Source organism: Xanthomonas sp. CFBP 8152, assembly GCF_014199025.1.
In the GTDB taxonomy this organism is placed as follows: domain Bacteria; phylum Pseudomonadota; class Gammaproteobacteria; order Xanthomonadales; family Xanthomonadaceae; genus Xanthomonas; species Xanthomonas arboricola_B.
The window spans coordinates 1,268,072-1,284,016 of the sequence record NZ_JACHNO010000001.1; the positions used below are offsets into that span (position 1 = coordinate 1,268,072).

Below are 15,945 nucleotides of genomic sequence, written 5' to 3' on the forward strand. Positions count from 1 at the left end.
TTGATTACTCTTGGGTTATCCAATTCCCGGTGATTGATTGCTTGGTCGTAGTTTCTCCGACCACTGAGCGTTCCAATCACGCGCTTGCGGCATCCTTGGTGCGCTGCTGATCTTCTGAAAGTGCGCTACGCAACCAGCCGGCAAGCTGTTCGATGCGCGGGTCGGGGTTGCGCCTTGCGGCGCACAGCACCCAGCGGCCGCGGGTTGGCGTGAAGCCCCACGGCGCCAGCAGGCGTCCGGCGGCCAGGTCCGCGGCAACCAGCGGTTGCGGTGCGATCGCCACGCCCAGGCCGGCGGCGGCGGCTTCCAGCAAGTAGACCAGATGTTCGAATTCGGTGCCGAAGCGCAGCGCCTCGGGTGCCAGGCCGTGGCTTTGCGCCCATTCCGGCCAGGCCTGCGGGCGCGAGCGGGTGTGCAGCAAGGCGTGATCGAGCAGGGCGGCAGGCGCTTTGCCGGCCAGCTGTGTCGCCGATGCCAGCTGCGGGCTCAGCACCGGACCGATCCACTCCACCCCCAGCTCGTGCACCTGCCAGTCGCCTGGCCATGGCGGGGTGTCCAGCAGCAGTGCCGCATCCAGGCCATCCAGGTCCGGGCCGGGCGCCTGCTCGTTGGCCGACAGGTGCAGGCGCACCTGCGGCAGATCCCGCTGCAGCCGGCCCAGCCGCGGGATGACCCAACGCGCGAGCAGGCTGCCCGAGCAGCCCAGCACCAGCGGCGCCTCGCTGGTGGGGCGGCGCAACGCGGCCCAGGTGTCGCCGATCAGCGCAAAGCCTTCGCCGGTCGCATCGCGCAGCCGGACGCCGGCAGGCGTCAGCGCCAGGCCGCGGCCCTGACGGGTAAACAGCGCCGCGCCCAGCGCCTGTTCCAGCGAACGTATGTGCCGGCTGATGGCGCCATGGGTCACGTGCAACTCCTGCGCGGCCCGGCTGACACTCTGCAAACGCGCGGCGGATTCGAACGCGCGCAGCGCTGCCAGTGGCGGAAGCAGTGTGCTCATATGTGAGTCCAGATCACAGGTTGCAGCAATCTTATCGATTTATCGCGCGCCGTGGCTGCGCTACAGTAATGCCTCTTGTATGACCGCATCGCTGCAGAGGATTCCCATGTCGGCCCAGCCCATCAGTGACTTTCACGCCTATCCGGACGCTGCCGGCCACTTCGGCAAGTTCGGGGGCCGGTTCGTCGCCGAGACATTGATCGGCCCATTGCAGGAGCTGGCTGCCGCATACGACCAGGCGCGCCAGGACCCGGCCTTCATTGCCGAGTACGACAAGGATCTCAAGCATTACGTCGGCCGGCCCAGCCCGATCTATCACGCCGAGCGCCTGAGCCGCGAAGTGGGTGGGGCGCAGATCCTGCTCAAGCGCGAGGACCTCAACCACACCGGCGCGCACAAGATCAACAACACCATCGGCCAGGCCCTGCTGGCCAGCCGCATGGGCAAGACCCGCATCATCGCCGAGACCGGCGCCGGCCAGCATGGCGTGGCCAGTGCCACGGTGGCCGCGCGGCTGGGCCTGGAGTGCGTGGTCTATATGGGCACCACCGACATCGAGCGGCAGAAGATCAACGTCTACCGCATGAAGTTGTTGGGTGCCACGGTGATCCCGGTGACCTCCGGCTCGGCCACGCTCAAGGATGCGCTCAACGAGGCGATGCGCGACTGGGTCACCAACGTGCAGGACACCTTCTACATCATCGGCACCGTGGCCGGCCCGGATCCGTATCCGCGCATGGTGCGCGACTTCAACGCGATTGTCGGCCGCGAAGCGCGCGCGCAGATGCTGGAAGACTTCGGCCGCCTGCCGGATGCGATCAGCGCCTGCGTCGGCGGCGGCAGTAACGCGATCGGCCTGTTCCATGCCTTCCTCAACGACCCAGGCGTCAGGATCTACGGCGCCGAAGCGGCCGGCGACGGCATCGCCTCCGGCCGCCATGCGGCGTCGATCGCGGCCGGGCGCCCCGGTGTGCTGCATGGCAACCGCACCTATGTGATCTGCGACGACGACGGCCAGATCACCGAAACCCATTCGATCTCCGCCGGTCTGGATTACCCGGGCGTGGGCCCTGAGCATTCGTTTCTGTCCGACAGCGGCCGCGCGGTCTATCAGGGCATCACCGACGACGAAGCGATGGCCGCCTTCCACCTGCTGGCGCATACCGAAGGCATCCTGGCCGCACTCGAATCCAGCCATGCAGTGGCGCAGTCGATCAAGCTCGCGCGCGAGATGCCCAAGGACGCATTGATCCTGTGCAACCTGTCCGGCCGTGGCGACAAGGACGTGCACACCATCGCTGCGCGCGAAGGCGTGCAGGTCTGATGCCACTGCGGCGCGTCACCGTGACCGCGCTGGCCGACCAGCCAGGCGAACAGGAGCTGCTGCTCGCCTGGCTCGACCGCTGGGCGCCGCAGATCCGTACCTGCTCGGAGAACAGCGGCTGCGGCTGCTGCCTGGACAGTTTCGACCTCGAGGTCGAGGCCCAGGCATTGGCCGAACTGCCGCCTGCCATGTACCAGGACATCCATTGAAGCGGTCGTACCGCCTCTAAACTTTTGCAAGGTCTTTCAATGCGTCGTATCGACGAAACCTTCCAGCGCCTGCGCGCTGATGGCCGCAAGGCGCTCATCCCCTTCATCACTGCCGGCGACCCGTCGCTGGAAGCCACCGTACCGGTCATGCATGCGCTGGTGCGTGCCGGTGCCGATGTCATCGAGCTCGGCGTGCCGTTTTCCGACCCCATGGCCGACGGCCCCACCATCCAGCGCAGTTCCGAGCGCGCGCTGGGCCGTGGTGCCGGCCTGGCCTACGTGCTGGAGGCGGTGCACGAATTTCGTCGTGAAGACGCCACCACGCCGGTGGTGTTGATGGGCTACCTCAACCCGATCGAGATCCACGGCACCCGGCGCTTCGCGCAAGCCGCCGTCGCTGCCGGAGTGGATGGCCTGCTCCTGGTCGACCTGCCGCCCGAAGAAGCGGCCGAGACCCGCGCCATCTTCACCGAGGTCGGCCTAGCCCTGATCGCACTGGCGTCGCCGACCACCGGCGAGGAGCGCCTGGACATGCTGTGCAGCAGCGCCCAGGGCTATCTGTACTACGTCAGCTTCGCCGGCGTCACCGGCGCCTCGAATCTGCTCGACACCCATGCCGCCAGCGACCGCCTGCGCCAGCTGCGCCGGCGTGCCGGGGCCCCGGTGGTGGCCGGTTTCGGCATCAAGGACGCTGCCAGCGCCGCCGCAATGGCCGTCGACGCCGAAGGTGTGGTGGTCGGCAGCGCCCTGGTCGCCGCGCTGGCCGAAGCTGCCGACGTCCGCAGCGCCCGCGAACGCGCCGAAGCCTTCCTAGCCCCGTTGCGCCAGGCACTGGATCGCTGATGCGCGCTACGATCAATACGTCATGCTGCAGGTTGCGCACGCGGCTGCATTGCATACCTTGACCCCGAAATTGGACTCAAGCTTGCAACTTCCGCCGCTAGCGCAACTACATTTCACTGCGGCAGAAGGGACCTGAATGGATTGGCTTGCCAGCAAGCCTAGTGCCATATTCTCAGTTGCAGAGCCAGTCATGGGGATCTGATAGCCATCGGGGACATCCATCGGTGCAACATAACCATACAGACGGATCCACACCGCATCGCGCCCGCTGGCGTCCACCGGAATGTCCAGGGTCTTTTTGAATGCAAGTAGATCCTTTCTGACGTCGGGGACCGACAGCAGGCGTGCATCGATCCGCGGCAAGCTTCTGACTTCGTCAGCACTGGCAAAGGTCGCACCTATTTGATCCTGCCGAACCGGGTACATCGCTGTGCTTCCACCACGGTTGCATTGTGTGCAGTCTGAGCTCATTGCACAGAAAGTCTGACCATTGGGAAGTAACGTGGGGCTGCATCCAGATCCTCCAGGACATGCGCAGGTCAGGACGGCGGTCGGACTGATTGCCCAGACACCTTTTTCCTGGGTAAACATGAACCAGTCAGTAGGTACCCTTATTGTCATCGAGCCATCTGGATTGATGCGCGACGTCGTCTTGCTTGGAAGCTGTGCGCTGGTCTCAGTTCCGCACATCTTTACTTGGGCTTGGCTGCTACCGATAACGGAGACCAGGAGTAAGAGAGCTGCAATGCATGCCGGTGTTTTCATGATCGATCCCTGTTCACTGAGGCTTCTAGGGGGCTTGTTTCGTTTGGGCGATACGCATTTAAGCAGGCGTATGGCTGCTGGAGCACTCCAGCCCCGATCCCTGGGCGCCAGGTCGCTAATATCATAATCGTGTTGCTTGTAAAAGCCTGTGCCGATCGGCGGCTGTCCGCTCGACTATCTTGCTGGTGTTTCGCCGCGTAGGTCTGCGAAAGCGTCGGGCGCCGGGCTGGTTTACACTCCGCATTCTGATGCCCCATAGGGGTGCTTTTACGGAATCGAATGAGCTGGCTCAGCAAATTGATGCCCTCCGGCATCCGCACCGAGAACACCCCGGCCAAGAAGCGCAGCGTCCCCGAGGGCCTGTGGGAGAAGTGCAGCAACTGCGGCAGCGCGCTGTACGGCCCCGAGCTCGAGGAAAACCTCGAGGTGTGTCCCAAGTGCGACCACCATATGGCCATCCGCGCGCGCGCGCGCCTGAATTCGCTGTTCGATCCCGACACCGCAACCACCGAGATCGCCGCCCAGCTGGGTCCGGTCGACGTGCTCAAGTTCAAGGACCAGAAGCGCTACGGCGAGCGCATCAAGGCCAGCCAGAAGAGCAGCGGCGAGTACGACGCGCTGATCGCCATGCGCGGCACGCTCAAGGGCAATCCGCTGGTGGCCGCCGCCTTCGACTTCGCCTTCATGGGCGGCTCGATGGGCTCGGTGGTCGGCGAGCGCTTCGCACGCGCGGCCGAAGTGGCGCTGGAAGTCGGCTGTCCGTTCGTGTGCTTCTCCGCCAGCGGTGGCGCACGCATGCAGGAAGGCCTGTTCTCGCTGATGCAGATGGCCAAGACATCCGCTGCGCTCGGTCGCCTGCGCGAGGCCGGCCTGCCGTACATCTCGGTGCTGACCCATCCCACCACCGGTGGCGTGTCGGCCTCGTTCGCGATGCTGGGGGATATCAATATCGCCGAGCCGCATGCGTTGATCGGCTTCGCCGGCCCGCGCGTGATCGAGCAAACCGTGCGCGAGACCTTGCCGGAAGGCTTCCAGCGTTCGGAGTTCCTGCTCGACCACGGTGCCATCGACCAGATCTGCGATCGTCGCGCAATGCGCGACCGCATCGCCGATCTGACCGCGATGATGATGCGTCAGCCGCATCCGCAGGACGCGGCTGCATGAGGCCGGTGGTTGCGCGCGCGCGCGACAACTTCGCACGCGCTGCTGCGTGTGCGCCCACCCGTAGGCAGGAACACCGCAACGCATGAGCAGTCGCAAGTATTTTGGAACCGACGGCATCCGCGGTCGGGTCGGGCAGGGCGTGATCTCGGCCGATTTCGTGCTGAGGCTGGGCAATGCGCTCGGTCGCGTGCTGACCCGTGGCCGTAGCAAGCGTCCGCTGGTGCTGATCGGCAAGGACACCCGGATTTCCGGCTACATGTTCGAAGCCGCACTGGAGGCCGGCCTGGTCGCCGCCGGCGCCGACGTGCAGCTGATCGGCCCGATGCCGACTCCGGCCATCGCCTTCCTGACCAACACCCTGCGCGCCGATGCCGGCGTGGTGATCAGCGCCTCGCACAATCCGCACTACGACAACGGCATCAAGTTCTTTTCCGCCGAAGGCGAGAAGCTCGATGACGCCACCGAAGCGTCGATCGAGGCCGCGCTGGACGAGCCGTTCCACACCGTGGAATCGGAGCGTCTGGGCAAGGCGATCCGCACCCGCGATGCGATCGGCCGTTACATCGAGTTCTGCAAGGCCAGCGTGGCGCGCGGGTTCACCCTGCATGGCCTGAAGATGGTGCTGGACTGCGCACACGGCGCGACGTATCACATCGCGCCGATGCTGTTCCGCGAGCTGGGTGCGGACGTGGTCGTCATCGGTGCCGCACCCGACGGGCTCAATATCAATGCCGGTGTCGGCTCCACCCATATCGACAATCTCGCCGCCAAGGTGCGCGAGAGCGGTGCACAGCTCGGCATCGCCTTCGATGGCGATGGTGATCGCGTGCTGATGGCCGACGACCAGGGCAACCCGGTCGATGGCGACGATCTGCTGTACGTGCTCGCGCGTTCCTGGCAGGCCAGCGGCCGGCTTACCGGCACCGTGGTCGGCACGTTGATGACCAACTACGGCCTGGAGCAGGCGCTGGCTGCATCGGACATCCCGTTCCAGCGTGCCAAGGTCGGCGACCGCTATGTGCACCAGGCCCTGGTCGAAGGTGGCGGCACGCTGGGCGGCGAAACCTCCGGCCATCTGCTGTGTCTGGATCGCGCCACAACAGGCGATGGGATCGTCAGTGCGTTGCAGGTGCTCGAGGCGCTGGGGCGCGATGGACAGAGCCTGCGCCAGGCACTGGGCAGTCTGAGCAAGGTGCCGCAGAAGACCGTCAATGTGCGGCTGGACGGCGGTGCCGCCAAGGCGATTGTCGAGGCCGCCGGCGTGCAGCAGGCGCTACAGCAGGCGCAGACCGCCGTGCAGGGCCGTGGGCGTGCGTTCCTGCGTCCTTCCGGCACCGAGCCGGTGGTGCGCGTGACCGTGGAGGCCGACGACGCCGGTCTGATGCAGGACACGCTCGACCGTCTCTCCGGAGCCGTGCGTGACGCGGCGTGAGTCGCTGATCGTTGGTGTCTGCGTGGTCTTTGCCAAGGCCGCGACGTTCTACCTGCTGTATCGCCTGCTGTCCTGAGCGGCAGGCTTTCCTTTCGACTTCCCGACTTCAACTGCAGATATCCGTATGAGCGCCCGCATCCCGACCCTGGACATCACCCGTTTCGACAGCGACCGCGACGCTTTCGTCGCCGAGCTCGGTGCGGCCTATCGGCAGTGGGGCTTTGCCGGCATCCGCAACCACGGCATCGCGCAAGCCGACATCGACGCGGCGTATGACGTGTTCAAGGCGTTCTTCGCGCTGCCTGAGCAGGTCAAGCGTCGCTATCACGTCGAAGGCAGCGGCGGTGCGCGCGGCTATACCGCGTTCGGCGTGGAGACCGCCAAGGATTCCAAGCATTTCGACCTGAAGGAGTTCTGGCACATCGGCCGCGAGATCACGGACGATTCGCCGTACCGCGCGGTGATGTCGCCGAACCTGTGGCCCGAAGAGGTGCCCGGTTTCCGTGAGCGCGGCTATCGCCTGTACCAGCAGCTGGACCAGCTGGGCTCGCGCGTGCTGTCGGCGCTGGCGCTGCATATCGGCCTGCCGCAGGACTACTTTGTCGACAAGACCAACAACGGCAATTCGATCCTGCGGCCGATCCACTACCCGCCGATCACCAGCGACGACATTCCCAACGTGCGCGCCGGGGCGCACGGCGACATCAATTTCATCACCTTGCTGGTCGGTGCCAGCGCGGCCGGGCTGGAAGTACGCTCCAACGACGGCGAGTGGGTGCCGTTCACTGCCGATGCCGACACCATCGTGGTCAACATCGGCGACATGCTGCAGCGCCTGACCAACCACGTGTATCCGTCCACCATCCACCGGGTGGTCAATCCGCCGGGCGAACAGGCGCGCAAGCCGCGCTATTCGGTGCCGTTCTTCCTGCACCCCAATCCGGATTTCCTGATCGACGTGCTGCCTTCGTGCATCACCGCCGACAATCCGAGCCGCTATCCCGAGCCGATCACCGCGCACGGTTTTCTGGAAGAACGTCTGCGCGAAATCAAGCTGAAATGATACGTTCGCAGCGACCAGCCCGTGCAGCAGCTGCGCTTACAGCAGAAGCAATGACCGCTGGCACAGTTTGATTCATGAAGCTCTGTTCGCGTCTGGTTAAAGCTTGCATTCACCTCAGCCGATAACCCAGTCTGATCGCTAGCGCGACGTCGGATTCGCCTGGCGCCGCTGCCGATTGCATTAGAGCTCGGGGGGGCGCATGAGGACGCAGTGGTTCAAACGGATCGGCCCGGTTGCGGGGTTGCTGGCGTCCTGCGCCGCAAGCTGCGCATCGGCAACGCCGATCAGCGTGACCGTGGTCGATGGCAACGGCATGTTGGTCGATGCGGTGGTGAGTCTGGAGCCGGCTCGTGCGGTTGCCGCCGGGGCGCCCAGAACCGTGGAGATGGACCAGGTCAATTCGCAGTTCGTGCCTGCCGTGCTGGCGGTGCGCACCGGCACCCTGGTGCGGTTTCCCAACAGCGACCAGATTCGCCATCAGGTCTATTCGTTCTCAGCCGCAAAGCGGTTCGAGTTGCCGCTGTTCCAGGGCAGCACTGCGGCCCCGGTGCGCTTCGACCAGGCTGGTCTGGTAACGGTGGGCTGCAATATCCATGACTGGATGCTGGGCTATATCGTGGTGATGGACACGCCGTATTTCGGCAAGACCGGCAGCGACGGTCGGGTACAGCTGGATGCGCCGGCAGGCAGCTACACACTGCGGGTCTGGCATCCGCGCATCAAGGGCGCCATGCTTGCCGAGCCGGTGGCGCTTGCGCGCGAGGCTGTGCAACGGCGCGTGACCTTGCAGACCACCGGCGTCGCGCCAGCGGTGCCACCGGATGCGCGCGTGCGTGCGCTGCAGGACAAGTTCCGTCGCGCCGACCCGAAGACGCCGAAGCCATGAAGGCCATGCGCCTGCATACCCGGATCGCGGCCTTTCTGGTGCTGGTCGTGCTCGCCACGCAGGCGTTGACCTTCATCGCCGTGCAGGTCGCCACCGAGCGCAGCGTCAAGGCGCAGCTCGACGAAGAACTGCGGATCGGCGAGCGCGTCTGGCAACGCATCAATCTGCGCCGCGACGAACAGCTGATGCAGTCGGCCTCGGTGCTGGCCGACGATTTCGGTTTTCGCGCCGCCGTGGCCAGCGGCGATGTGCCAACCATGCAATCGGCATTGCGCAATCACGCGGCGCGCATGTCGGCCCAGACCGCGCTGCTGCTGGCGCCGGATGGCGAATTCTTGACCGGGCTCGCCGATCTGCCGCAAGCCGAGCAACTGCGCGCGGTGCAGACCCTGCTGCAGCAGGCGCAGCGCGATGGGCACGCGGTCGGCGTGGTCGCATTGGACCGACGCATCGTGCGGCTGGCGGTGGTGCAGGTGCTGGCACCGAGCCGGGTAGGCTGGATCGCGATCGGCAACGAATCCGGCGACGGTCTCGCGCAGGATTTCCGTTCCACCACCGGGCTGGATGCGACCTTCTTCACCGATGGTCCGCCGGTGCGCGTGCTGGCCTCCACCCTGGAGCCGGCGGCGCGCGCCGAATTTGCGCAGCAGTTGCCGGCCGCTCAACGCGCGCAGGGTGCGGCGGTTGCGTTGACCCTGGCCGAGTCGCGTTACCTGGTCAAACTGCGGTCGATCCAGGGCGACAGCCATGTGCGGGTCGCGCTGCAGGCCTCACTGGATCGCGCGGTGGAGCCCTACCGCGTCCTCAGATTGCGCATCCTGCTGTTGGCCGGTCTGGCGACGGCTGCGGCGCTGGGTGTGGCGATCTTCGTGGCGCGCAGCGTCAGCCAGCCGGTCGCACAACTGGTACAGGCAGCACGGCGCATCCAACGCGGCGATTATCACACTGTGGTCCAGGTGCCACCCGGGCGCGAACTGGCCGAGTTGGCCGACAGCTTCGGGCGCATGCAGCAGCAGATCGCCAGTCGCGAGCAGCGCATCCTGCATCAGGCGCGCCACGATGCCTTGACCGGTCTGCCCAATCGCATCTGGTTGCTGGAGCGGCTGAAGGAGGTGGTGGACCAGACCGTGGCTTCCGGCGGCACGGCGGCGGTGTTGATCCTGGATCTGGAACGCTTCAAGGAGCTCAACGACAGCCTGGGCCACGATTTCGCCGATCAGATCCTGATCGAGGCGGGCCGCCGCCTTGCCGACGTGGTGCAGGAGCCCAATCTCGTCGGGCGGCTGGGCAGCGACGAATTCATGGTGGTGGTGGCGCAGACCGACGTCACCACCGTGCAACAGGATGCGCAGCGCTTGCTGCTGCAGTTGCGCCGCCCGCTGGCGCTGCCGCAGGCGCGCATCCAGCTGGAAGCCAGCATCGGCATCGCCCTGATTCCCGAACACGGCGCCGATCCGGACACCTTGTTGCGCCGCGCCGACATCGCACGTCGCCAGGGCGGCAACGCCACCATCATCGGGGCCAGCGTGTATCGCCTGGGTCAGGACGAGCAGCATCTGCGCCGGTTGCGCCTGACCGGCGACCTGCGCCAGGCCATCGGCGGCAATGAGCTGACCTTGCGCTTTCAGCCCAAGATCTGCCTGCGCAACGATCGCGTCGAACAGGTGGAGGTGCTGGTGCGCTGGCACCATCCGGCGCTCGGGGCGATCGGCCCGGACGAATTCATTCCCTTGGCCGAGCACTCCGGCGTGATCCATCCCTTAACCCGCTTCGTGCTGGACGAGGCGCTACGCTGCCAGGCGCAATGGCGCAGGCAGGGGCTGGAGCTGGGCATGGCGATCAATCTCTCCGCACTGGATCTGTCCGACCCCGGCTTGCCGGATTACGTGCGTGGCCGTCTGGAGCATCACGCGGTGCCGGCGCAGTCGGTCACGCTGGAACTGACCGAAAGCGCCTTGATGCGCGATGTCGAATCCGCCCTGCACATGCTGCATCAGCTGCGCAGCGTCGGCGTACGTCTGTCCATCGACGACTTCGGCACCGGCTACTCCTCGTTGGCGCAGCTCAAGCGCATGCCGGTGAACGAATTGAAGATCGACAAGAGCTTTGTCATGCAGCTGGCCGAAGGCACCGACGATGCGTTCATCGTGCGCAGCACGATCGATCTTGGCCATAACCTCGGCTTGAGCGTCATCGCCGAAGGCGTAGAGAGCGCCACCGCGCTGAGCCTGCTGTGCGGTTACGGCTGCGACATGGTGCAGGGCTATCTCTATTCGCCCGCATTGGAGGAAGTGCCGCTGATCGCCTGGTGCATGCGTCAACTCGATCTGGTGCCGACGGCGCAAGCAGGGATGCATTGATGCACAGGTGGCGAGGCACGCTGCTGTCTGCGGCATTGGCCGGGCTGGGCGTCGCACCCGCGGCGGCGATCGCAGGCGAGGGGCGCCTGCTCGCCACCGGTGGCGTGTCCATGATCGAAGGCAGCAGCGGTGGCGGCATCGTGCCGTGGGCCACGCTGTCGGGATACGGCACCCGCGACGAACTGGGCAGCGTGCTGTTCGCCACGCATGTGGACAGCGGCGATTACCGGCTCGACGTGCAGGGTGCCGCGCTGACGGTCGGTAACCGGCTGGAACTTTCGCTGGCGCGGCAACGGCTGGATCTGGGTACCCTGCAAGATCGGCTGGGCCTGCCGTGGAATGCGCTCGGCCAGGATGTGTTCGGCGCCAAGCTGCGGGTCTACGGCGATCTGGTCTACGGACATGCGCCCCAGGTCAGTGTGGGCGTGCAGTACAAGCGCCTGCGCGATGGCGCGCTGCCGCTGGCGATCGGCGCGCGCGACGATCACGGCACCGACGTCTATGTCAGCGCCAGCCGTTTGTTCCTGCAGGCAGCGGGCGGCTATCAACTGCTGCTCAACGGCACGTTGCGCACGACCCGCGCCAATCAGACCGGCTTGCTCGGTTTCGGCGGCGATCGTCGCAACGCCCGTCGGCTGGTCGGCGAAGCGAGCGCCGCCGTCGTGCTGTCGCCGGCGTGGGTGGTCGGCGTGGAGTATCGCGACAAACCCGACAACCTCGGCTTCGCCCGCGAGCAGGCCTGGGGCGATGCATTCGTGGCCTGGTTTCCCAGCAAGCATGTGTCCCTGACCGCGGCATGGGCCGAGCTTGGCGACATCGCCACGCTCACCGACCAACGCGGCCCCTATCTTTCCCTGCAGGTGGCGTTCTGATGAATCGACGGCTGCGCTGGCCCTTGCTGTGCATGCTGGCGCTGATGAGTGCCTGCGCCACCACGCAGCCGCGCCCCACGCTCTACGACGAACTCGGCGGGCAGGCCGGTATCGAAGCGCTGGTGGAAACCATGCTGTCGCGCATCGCCGACGACCAGCGCATCGTCGACAAGTTCGCGCGCGTCAACATCGTGATGCTCAACGAGCGCCTGGTGCAGAAGTTCTGCCATGTCGCCGACGGCCCGTGCCCGGATACCGCCAAGTCGATGCAGCAGGCGCACGCGCACCTGGCCATTCGCGAAGGCGACTTCAACGCGCTGGTCGAGGATCTCAACTGGGCGATGGATCAGCGCAAGATTCCGCGCCGCACGCAGAACCGTCTGCTGGCGCGGCTGGCGGCCATGCACGGTGACATCGTCAATCACTGAGGGTGTCGCACCACTGCCGCGCGCAGTGATGGACGCGCGTGGTCGATCCTCATGACGGCAGCTTTCCACCCACGGACGACGACCTTGAGCGGGTCGTCCATGGCACCGGAAGTCCGCCCGCGACGTGTTGCCAGTCGCCCTGCGCTGCAGACAGGACCGAGGCCGCGGCCGGTATCGGCCGCGACCATCGCAATGGACGAGCTGGCTGCTGCAGACGGCGCGCAGTCACGGGCGTGTGGCTGCGCACGCAAAACGCTGCAGGCAGCCGAAGCGCAGCCGCCTCACTGCAACGGACGTACCCGATGCGATCCGCGCGCCATCAGGCGCAACGCGAGCGCATGCGGCAACACGCGCAACGCCGCGTTGACCAGGCGATAGCGCCAGCCCGGCACAGCCAGTACCTGGCCACGCTCCAGCGCGGCAATGCCGTACTCGGCCACGTCGTCGGCCTGCAGCCATGCCCAGCGGGGCAGGGTGGACATCGCCGCGCGGGTGCCGGTGACATCGTGAAATTCCGACCAGGCAAAGCCGGGACACAGCGCGCAGACCTTGACCGCGCAGTCGGCGTTTTCCAGCGCCAGTGATTCGCTGAAGCGCAGCAGGAAGCTCTTGCTGGCTGCGTACAGCGTCTGCCCGTCGGCACTCGGCGCCAGTGCGGCGAACGAGGCCACGTTGAGGATGCGGCCCCGGCCGCTGGCGCGGATCATCGGCAAGAGCCGCCAGGTCAACTCGCATACCGCGCCTACCATTACCTGCAGGAAGCGTGCATGCGTGGGCCAGTCGTTGTGCAGGTAGCGGCCCGGCACGCCGTAGCCGGCGTTGTTGACCAGGGTGCCCACCGTCCAGCCATTGCGCTGGATCTGCGCGACCAGTGTTGCGGCCGCGCCGGGATCGCTCAGATCGGCCGGCACTACTTCCACCCGCACCGACGGCCGCAACTCCACGGCCAGCGCCTGCAGCCGGTCGACCCGGCGCGCGGTCAGGATCAGCGGCACGCCACGCCTTGCGTAGGCGCGCGCAATCTCGCGGCCGATGCCGCTGGAGGCGCCGGTGACCAGCGCGAAGACAGGCGAAACGGACATGGCAGGTTCCCGTTGAAGGAGAGACAGGACAGGCGGGGGACAGAAGTGTGCCGGCTACCGACAGGGCATGGGCTATTCTGTCGCCTGTCTTCCACTCAGGAGCCTGCACCTGATGCGTCGAAAACTTGTTGCCGGAAATTGGAAGCTGCATGGCAGCCGCGCCTTCGCCACCGAACTGGTGGCCCGGATCGCTGCCCACATGCCCCTGGAGGGTGTCGATGTCGTCATCCTGCCGCCATTGCCTTACCTGGGCGACCTGATCGAGGATTTCGAGGAGCACCACCTGTGTTTCGGTGCCCAGGATGTCAGCAGCAACGAGAAGGGCGCCTATACCGGTGAAGTCTCGGCCACCATGCTGGTCGATGTGGGCGCCGAATACGGCTTGGTCGGCCACTCCGAACGCCGCCAGTACCATCGTGAGAGCAGTGAGCTGGTGGCGCGCAAATTCGCCGCCGCCATGCATGCCGGGCTGATCCCGGTGCTGTGCGTGGGCGAGTCGCTGGAACAGCGCGAGGCCGACCAGACCGAGGCGGTGCTGCGCGCCCAGCTCGAACCGGTGCTGGCGCTGGTAGGGAGCGCGGGCTTCGCCCGCGCCGTGCTCGCTTACGAGCCGATCTGGGCCATCGGCACCGGCCGTACTGCCAGCCCGGAGCAGGCGCAGGCGGTCCATGCGTTCCTGCGTGGCGAAGTCGCGAGGGCGGATGCTAGAATTGCCGATTCTCTGCCCATCCTGTACGGGGGCAGTGTCAAGCCCGATAACGCCAGCGAGCTGTTTGCGCAGCCCGATGTCGATGGCGGGCTGGTCGGAGGCGCCTCGCTGGTCGCCGAGGACTTCCTGGCCATCGCGCGTGCGGCGGCCGCTTGTTAACCCATTAAGTTTTGTCCGGGGACGGATTTCGAAATGCTGATGTTGATCCTCAATGTGGTCTACGTGCTGGTCGCGCTGGCGATGATTGCGCTGATCCTGATGCAGCGTGGTGCGGGTGCGGCAGCCGGTTCCGGCTTCGGCGCCGGCGCGTCGGGCACCGTGTTCGGCTCGCAGGGCGCGTCGAACTTCCTGTCCAAGTCCACCAAGTGGCTGGCGGTGGTGTTCTTCAGCATCAGTCTGTTCATGGCGTGGTACGCCACCCACGGCGCGCGTCCCACCGACCAGAACCTGGGCGTGATGTCGCAGTCGGCTGCCCCGGCGCCTGCCGCTGCGGGCGAGCTGACTCAGCCATTGCCGCAGGCGCCGGCTGCCGGCGCCGTGCCGACTGCTCCTTCGCAGCCAGTGCCTGCCGCAACGCCGGCGCAGTCCGCACCGGTCCAGCAGGCCCCCGCGGCACGCGAAGAAAACGCTTCAGAACCAGCACAAAAACGCTGAAGCCGGTTACAATGCGCTGCGCACTGGGATGCCCAGCGGCGCAACGTATGCCCAGGTGGCGGAATTGGTAGACGCACTACCTTGAGGTGGTAGCGACTTAGGTCGTAGGGGTTCGAGTCCCCTCTTGGGCACCATTGTTTGGCTGCAGTTCCTGCGCATCGCTTGTCGCGCGCGGGGTCTGCCTATACCCCATGCCGGCACGCGGCGCGTGCGGGCAGAGGCAAGAGAGAATCGCTGTGCTGGCCGAATATTTGCCGAGTCTGCTGTTTCTGATCGTCGCCACCGGTATCGGCATCGTGCTGATGCTGGTCGGTCGATTCCTCGGTCCGCGTAGTCCGGACCCGCGCAAGCTCTCGCCTTACGAGTGTGGCTTCGAAGCCTTCGAAGACGCGCGCATGAAGTTCGACGTGCGCTACTACCTGATCGCGATCCAGTTCATCGTGTTCGATCTGGAAATCATCTTCATCGTGCCGTGGACGCAGGTGTTCATGGAGATCGGCGCACGTTCGCTGGTCACCATGGGGCTGTTCGTCGGGATGTTGTTCCTCGGCTTTATCTATGTGTGGAAGAAGGGAGCGCTGGAATGGGAGTGATTCAGACCCTGGATCGTCTGATGACCAACCCGATGCCGGAAGGCCGGGTGGAAGACATCCTGCGCCCGGAAGGCGAAAACCCGCTGCTCGAGAAGGGCTACGTGACCACCAGCGTCGATGCGCTGCTGAACTGGGCGCGCACCGGCTCGATGTGGCCGATGACCTTCGGTCTGGCCTGCTGCGCGGTCGAGATGATGCATGCCGGCGCAGCGCGCCTGGATCTGGACCGCTACGGCGTGGTGTTTCGTCCGTCGCCGCGCCAGTCCGACGTGATGATCGTGGCCGGTACGCTGGTCAACAAGATGGCCCCGGCACTGCGCAAGGTCTACGACCAGATGCCGGACCCGAAGTGGGTCATCTCGATGGGCAGCTGTGCCAATGGCGGCGGCTACTATCATTATTCGTATTCGGTGGTGCGCGGTTGCGATCGCATCGTGCCGGTGGACATCTACGTCCCCGGTTGCCCGCCGACCGCCGAGGCGCTGGTTTACGGCATCCTGCAGCTGCAGAAGAAGATCTGGCGTACCCAGACCATCGCGCGCTGACACCCGTCTTCTTCTACTG

Annotated in this window: 17 protein-coding genes and 1 tRNA gene; 15 read left to right on the forward strand and 3 right to left on the reverse strand. The window is 65.8% G+C overall.

The annotated features are described in order from the left end of the window. Positions 1 to 76: 76 nt before the first annotated feature. Positions 77 to 997: a LysR family transcriptional regulator gene (locus tag FHT09_RS05320; protein WP_104606019.1), complete on the reverse strand. Its 921-nt coding sequence runs from the start codon at positions 995 to 997 to the stop codon at positions 77 to 79. A 106-nt stretch (positions 998 to 1,103) separates the two neighbouring features. Between FHT09_RS05320 and trpB the strand changes: the two genes are divergently transcribed. The 3 genes from trpB to trpA are packed head-to-tail and all read left to right on the forward strand — an operon-like array spanning position 1,104 to position 3,373. Beyond that, positions 1,104 to 2,321: a tryptophan synthase subunit beta gene (trpB, locus tag FHT09_RS05325; protein WP_104606020.1), complete on the forward strand. Its 1,218-nt coding sequence runs from the start codon at positions 1,104 to 1,106 to the stop codon at positions 2,319 to 2,321. After that, complete coding sequence (locus FHT09_RS05330) at positions 2,321 to 2,530, forward strand: hypothetical protein (protein WP_104536822.1); 210 nt, start codon at positions 2,321 to 2,323, stop codon at positions 2,528 to 2,530. Before trpB ends, FHT09_RS05330 begins: the two co-directional genes overlap by 1 nt. A gap of 39 nt (positions 2,531 to 2,569) precedes the next feature. Continuing rightward, entirely contained in the window at positions 2,570 to 3,373 is an 804-nt protein-coding gene (gene trpA / locus FHT09_RS05335) for a tryptophan synthase subunit alpha (protein ID WP_104606021.1), read from the forward strand. A 12-nt stretch (positions 3,374 to 3,385) separates the two neighbouring features. Here the strand turns inward: trpA and FHT09_RS05340 are convergent, their stop codons facing one another. Next, a complete protein-coding gene (locus tag FHT09_RS05340) occupies positions 3,386 to 4,138 on the reverse strand; it encodes a hypothetical protein (RefSeq protein ID WP_146096481.1) in 753 nt (250 codons plus the stop codon). A 279-nt stretch (positions 4,139 to 4,417) separates the two neighbouring features. On the opposite strand from FHT09_RS05340, the gene accD reads away from it, so the two are divergent. The 7 genes from accD (at position 4,418) to FHT09_RS05375 (ending at position 12,343) form a co-directional block, all read left to right on the forward strand. Further along, the gene (gene accD / locus FHT09_RS05345) at positions 4,418 to 5,302 is read left to right on the forward strand and encodes an acetyl-CoA carboxylase, carboxyltransferase subunit beta (RefSeq protein WP_104536826.1); all 885 of its coding nucleotides are present in this window, start codon (positions 4,418 to 4,420) and stop codon (positions 5,300 to 5,302) included. A gap of 82 nt (positions 5,303 to 5,384) precedes the next feature. Then, the gene (gene glmM / locus FHT09_RS05350; RefSeq protein ID WP_104536828.1) at positions 5,385 to 6,734 is read left to right on the forward strand and encodes a phosphoglucosamine mutase; all 1,350 of its coding nucleotides are present in this window, start codon (positions 5,385 to 5,387) and stop codon (positions 6,732 to 6,734) included. Positions 6,735 to 6,858: 124 nt separating this feature from the next. Continuing rightward, complete coding sequence (locus tag FHT09_RS05355; protein WP_104536830.1) at positions 6,859 to 7,797, forward strand: 2-oxoglutarate and iron-dependent oxygenase domain-containing protein; 939 nt, start codon at positions 6,859 to 6,861, stop codon at positions 7,795 to 7,797. A gap of 199 nt (positions 7,798 to 7,996) precedes the next feature. Beyond that, the gene (locus FHT09_RS05360; protein ID WP_104536832.1) at positions 7,997 to 8,683 is read left to right on the forward strand and encodes a methylamine utilization protein; all 687 of its coding nucleotides are present in this window, start codon (positions 7,997 to 7,999) and stop codon (positions 8,681 to 8,683) included. Continuing rightward, complete coding sequence (locus tag FHT09_RS05365; RefSeq protein ID WP_104606022.1) at positions 8,680 to 11,043, forward strand: EAL domain-containing protein; 2,364 nt, start codon at positions 8,680 to 8,682, stop codon at positions 11,041 to 11,043. Before FHT09_RS05360 ends, FHT09_RS05365 begins: the two co-directional genes overlap by 4 nt. Further along, on the forward strand, positions 11,043 to 11,915 hold the full coding sequence (locus FHT09_RS05370) for a DUF3034 family protein (protein WP_104606023.1): 873 nt from the start codon (positions 11,043 to 11,045) through the stop codon (positions 11,913 to 11,915). Before FHT09_RS05365 ends, FHT09_RS05370 begins: the two co-directional genes overlap by 1 nt. Further along, the gene (locus tag FHT09_RS05375) at positions 11,915 to 12,343 is read left to right on the forward strand and encodes a group 1 truncated hemoglobin (RefSeq protein WP_104536837.1); all 429 of its coding nucleotides are present in this window, start codon (positions 11,915 to 11,917) and stop codon (positions 12,341 to 12,343) included. Before FHT09_RS05370 ends, FHT09_RS05375 begins: the two co-directional genes overlap by 1 nt. A 281-nt stretch (positions 12,344 to 12,624) precedes the next feature. On the opposite strand, the gene FHT09_RS05380 is transcribed toward FHT09_RS05375, so the two are convergent. After that, positions 12,625 to 13,425: an SDR family oxidoreductase gene (locus FHT09_RS05380; RefSeq protein WP_104606024.1), complete on the reverse strand. Its 801-nt coding sequence runs from the start codon at positions 13,423 to 13,425 to the stop codon at positions 12,625 to 12,627. Between the two features lie 112 nt (positions 13,426 to 13,537). On the opposite strand from FHT09_RS05380, the gene tpiA reads away from it, so the two are divergent. From tpiA to FHT09_RS05405, 5 genes are all read left to right on the forward strand, one after another. Beyond that, the gene (tpiA, locus tag FHT09_RS05385) at positions 13,538 to 14,293 is read left to right on the forward strand and encodes a triose-phosphate isomerase (protein WP_104606025.1); all 756 of its coding nucleotides are present in this window, start codon (positions 13,538 to 13,540) and stop codon (positions 14,291 to 14,293) included. Positions 14,294 to 14,326: 33 nt separating this feature from the next. Beyond that, on the forward strand, positions 14,327 to 14,788 hold the full coding sequence (gene secG, locus FHT09_RS05390; protein ID WP_104606026.1) for a preprotein translocase subunit SecG: 462 nt from the start codon (positions 14,327 to 14,329) through the stop codon (positions 14,786 to 14,788). A 49-nt stretch (positions 14,789 to 14,837) separates the two neighbouring features. Next, positions 14,838 to 14,922, forward strand: a tRNA-Leu gene (locus FHT09_RS05395). A 102-nt stretch (positions 14,923 to 15,024) separates the two neighbouring features. Continuing rightward, a complete protein-coding gene (locus tag FHT09_RS05400; protein WP_003485539.1) occupies positions 15,025 to 15,381 on the forward strand; it encodes an NADH-quinone oxidoreductase subunit A in 357 nt (118 codons plus the stop codon). Beyond that, on the forward strand, positions 15,372 to 15,926 hold the full coding sequence (locus tag FHT09_RS05405; RefSeq protein ID WP_016944318.1) for an NADH-quinone oxidoreductase subunit B: 555 nt from the start codon (positions 15,372 to 15,374) through the stop codon (positions 15,924 to 15,926). The genes FHT09_RS05400 and FHT09_RS05405 overlap by 10 nt, the downstream gene beginning before the upstream one ends. The last annotated feature ends 19 nt before the right edge of the window (positions 15,927 to 15,945 follow it).

Excerpts from the sequence above, each read along its gene's own strand:
- FHT09_RS05320 (WP_104606019.1), bottom strand. The coding sequence starts at position 997 with ATGAGCACACTGCTTCCGCCACTGGCAGCGCTGCGCGCGTTCGAATCC.
- trpB (WP_104606020.1), top strand. The coding sequence starts at position 1,104 with ATGTCGGCCCAGCCCATCAGTGACTTTCACGCCTATCCGGACGCTGCC.
- FHT09_RS05330 (WP_104536822.1), top strand. The coding sequence starts at position 2,321 with ATGCCACTGCGGCGCGTCACCGTGACCGCGCTGGCCGACCAGCCAGGC.
- trpA (WP_104606021.1), top strand. The coding sequence starts at position 2,570 with ATGCGTCGTATCGACGAAACCTTCCAGCGCCTGCGCGCTGATGGCCGC.
- FHT09_RS05340 (WP_146096481.1), bottom strand. The coding sequence starts at position 4,138 with ATGAAAACACCGGCATGCATTGCAGCTCTCTTACTCCTGGTCTCCGTT.
- accD (WP_104536826.1), top strand. The coding sequence starts at position 4,418 with ATGAGCTGGCTCAGCAAATTGATGCCCTCCGGCATCCGCACCGAGAAC.
- glmM (WP_104536828.1), top strand. The coding sequence starts at position 5,385 with ATGAGCAGTCGCAAGTATTTTGGAACCGACGGCATCCGCGGTCGGGTC.
- FHT09_RS05355 (WP_104536830.1), top strand. The coding sequence starts at position 6,859 with ATGAGCGCCCGCATCCCGACCCTGGACATCACCCGTTTCGACAGCGAC.
- FHT09_RS05360 (WP_104536832.1), top strand. The coding sequence starts at position 7,997 with ATGAGGACGCAGTGGTTCAAACGGATCGGCCCGGTTGCGGGGTTGCTG.
- FHT09_RS05365 (WP_104606022.1), top strand. The coding sequence starts at position 8,680 with ATGAAGGCCATGCGCCTGCATACCCGGATCGCGGCCTTTCTGGTGCTG.
- FHT09_RS05370 (WP_104606023.1), top strand. The coding sequence starts at position 11,043 with ATGCACAGGTGGCGAGGCACGCTGCTGTCTGCGGCATTGGCCGGGCTG.
- FHT09_RS05375 (WP_104536837.1), top strand. The coding sequence starts at position 11,915 with ATGAATCGACGGCTGCGCTGGCCCTTGCTGTGCATGCTGGCGCTGATG.
- FHT09_RS05380 (WP_104606024.1), bottom strand. The coding sequence starts at position 13,425 with ATGTCCGTTTCGCCTGTCTTCGCGCTGGTCACCGGCGCCTCCAGCGGC.
- tpiA (WP_104606025.1), top strand. The coding sequence starts at position 13,538 with ATGCGTCGAAAACTTGTTGCCGGAAATTGGAAGCTGCATGGCAGCCGC.
- secG (WP_104606026.1), top strand. The coding sequence starts at position 14,327 with ATGCTGATGTTGATCCTCAATGTGGTCTACGTGCTGGTCGCGCTGGCG.
- FHT09_RS05405 (WP_016944318.1), top strand. The coding sequence starts at position 15,372 with ATGGGAGTGATTCAGACCCTGGATCGTCTGATGACCAACCCGATGCCG.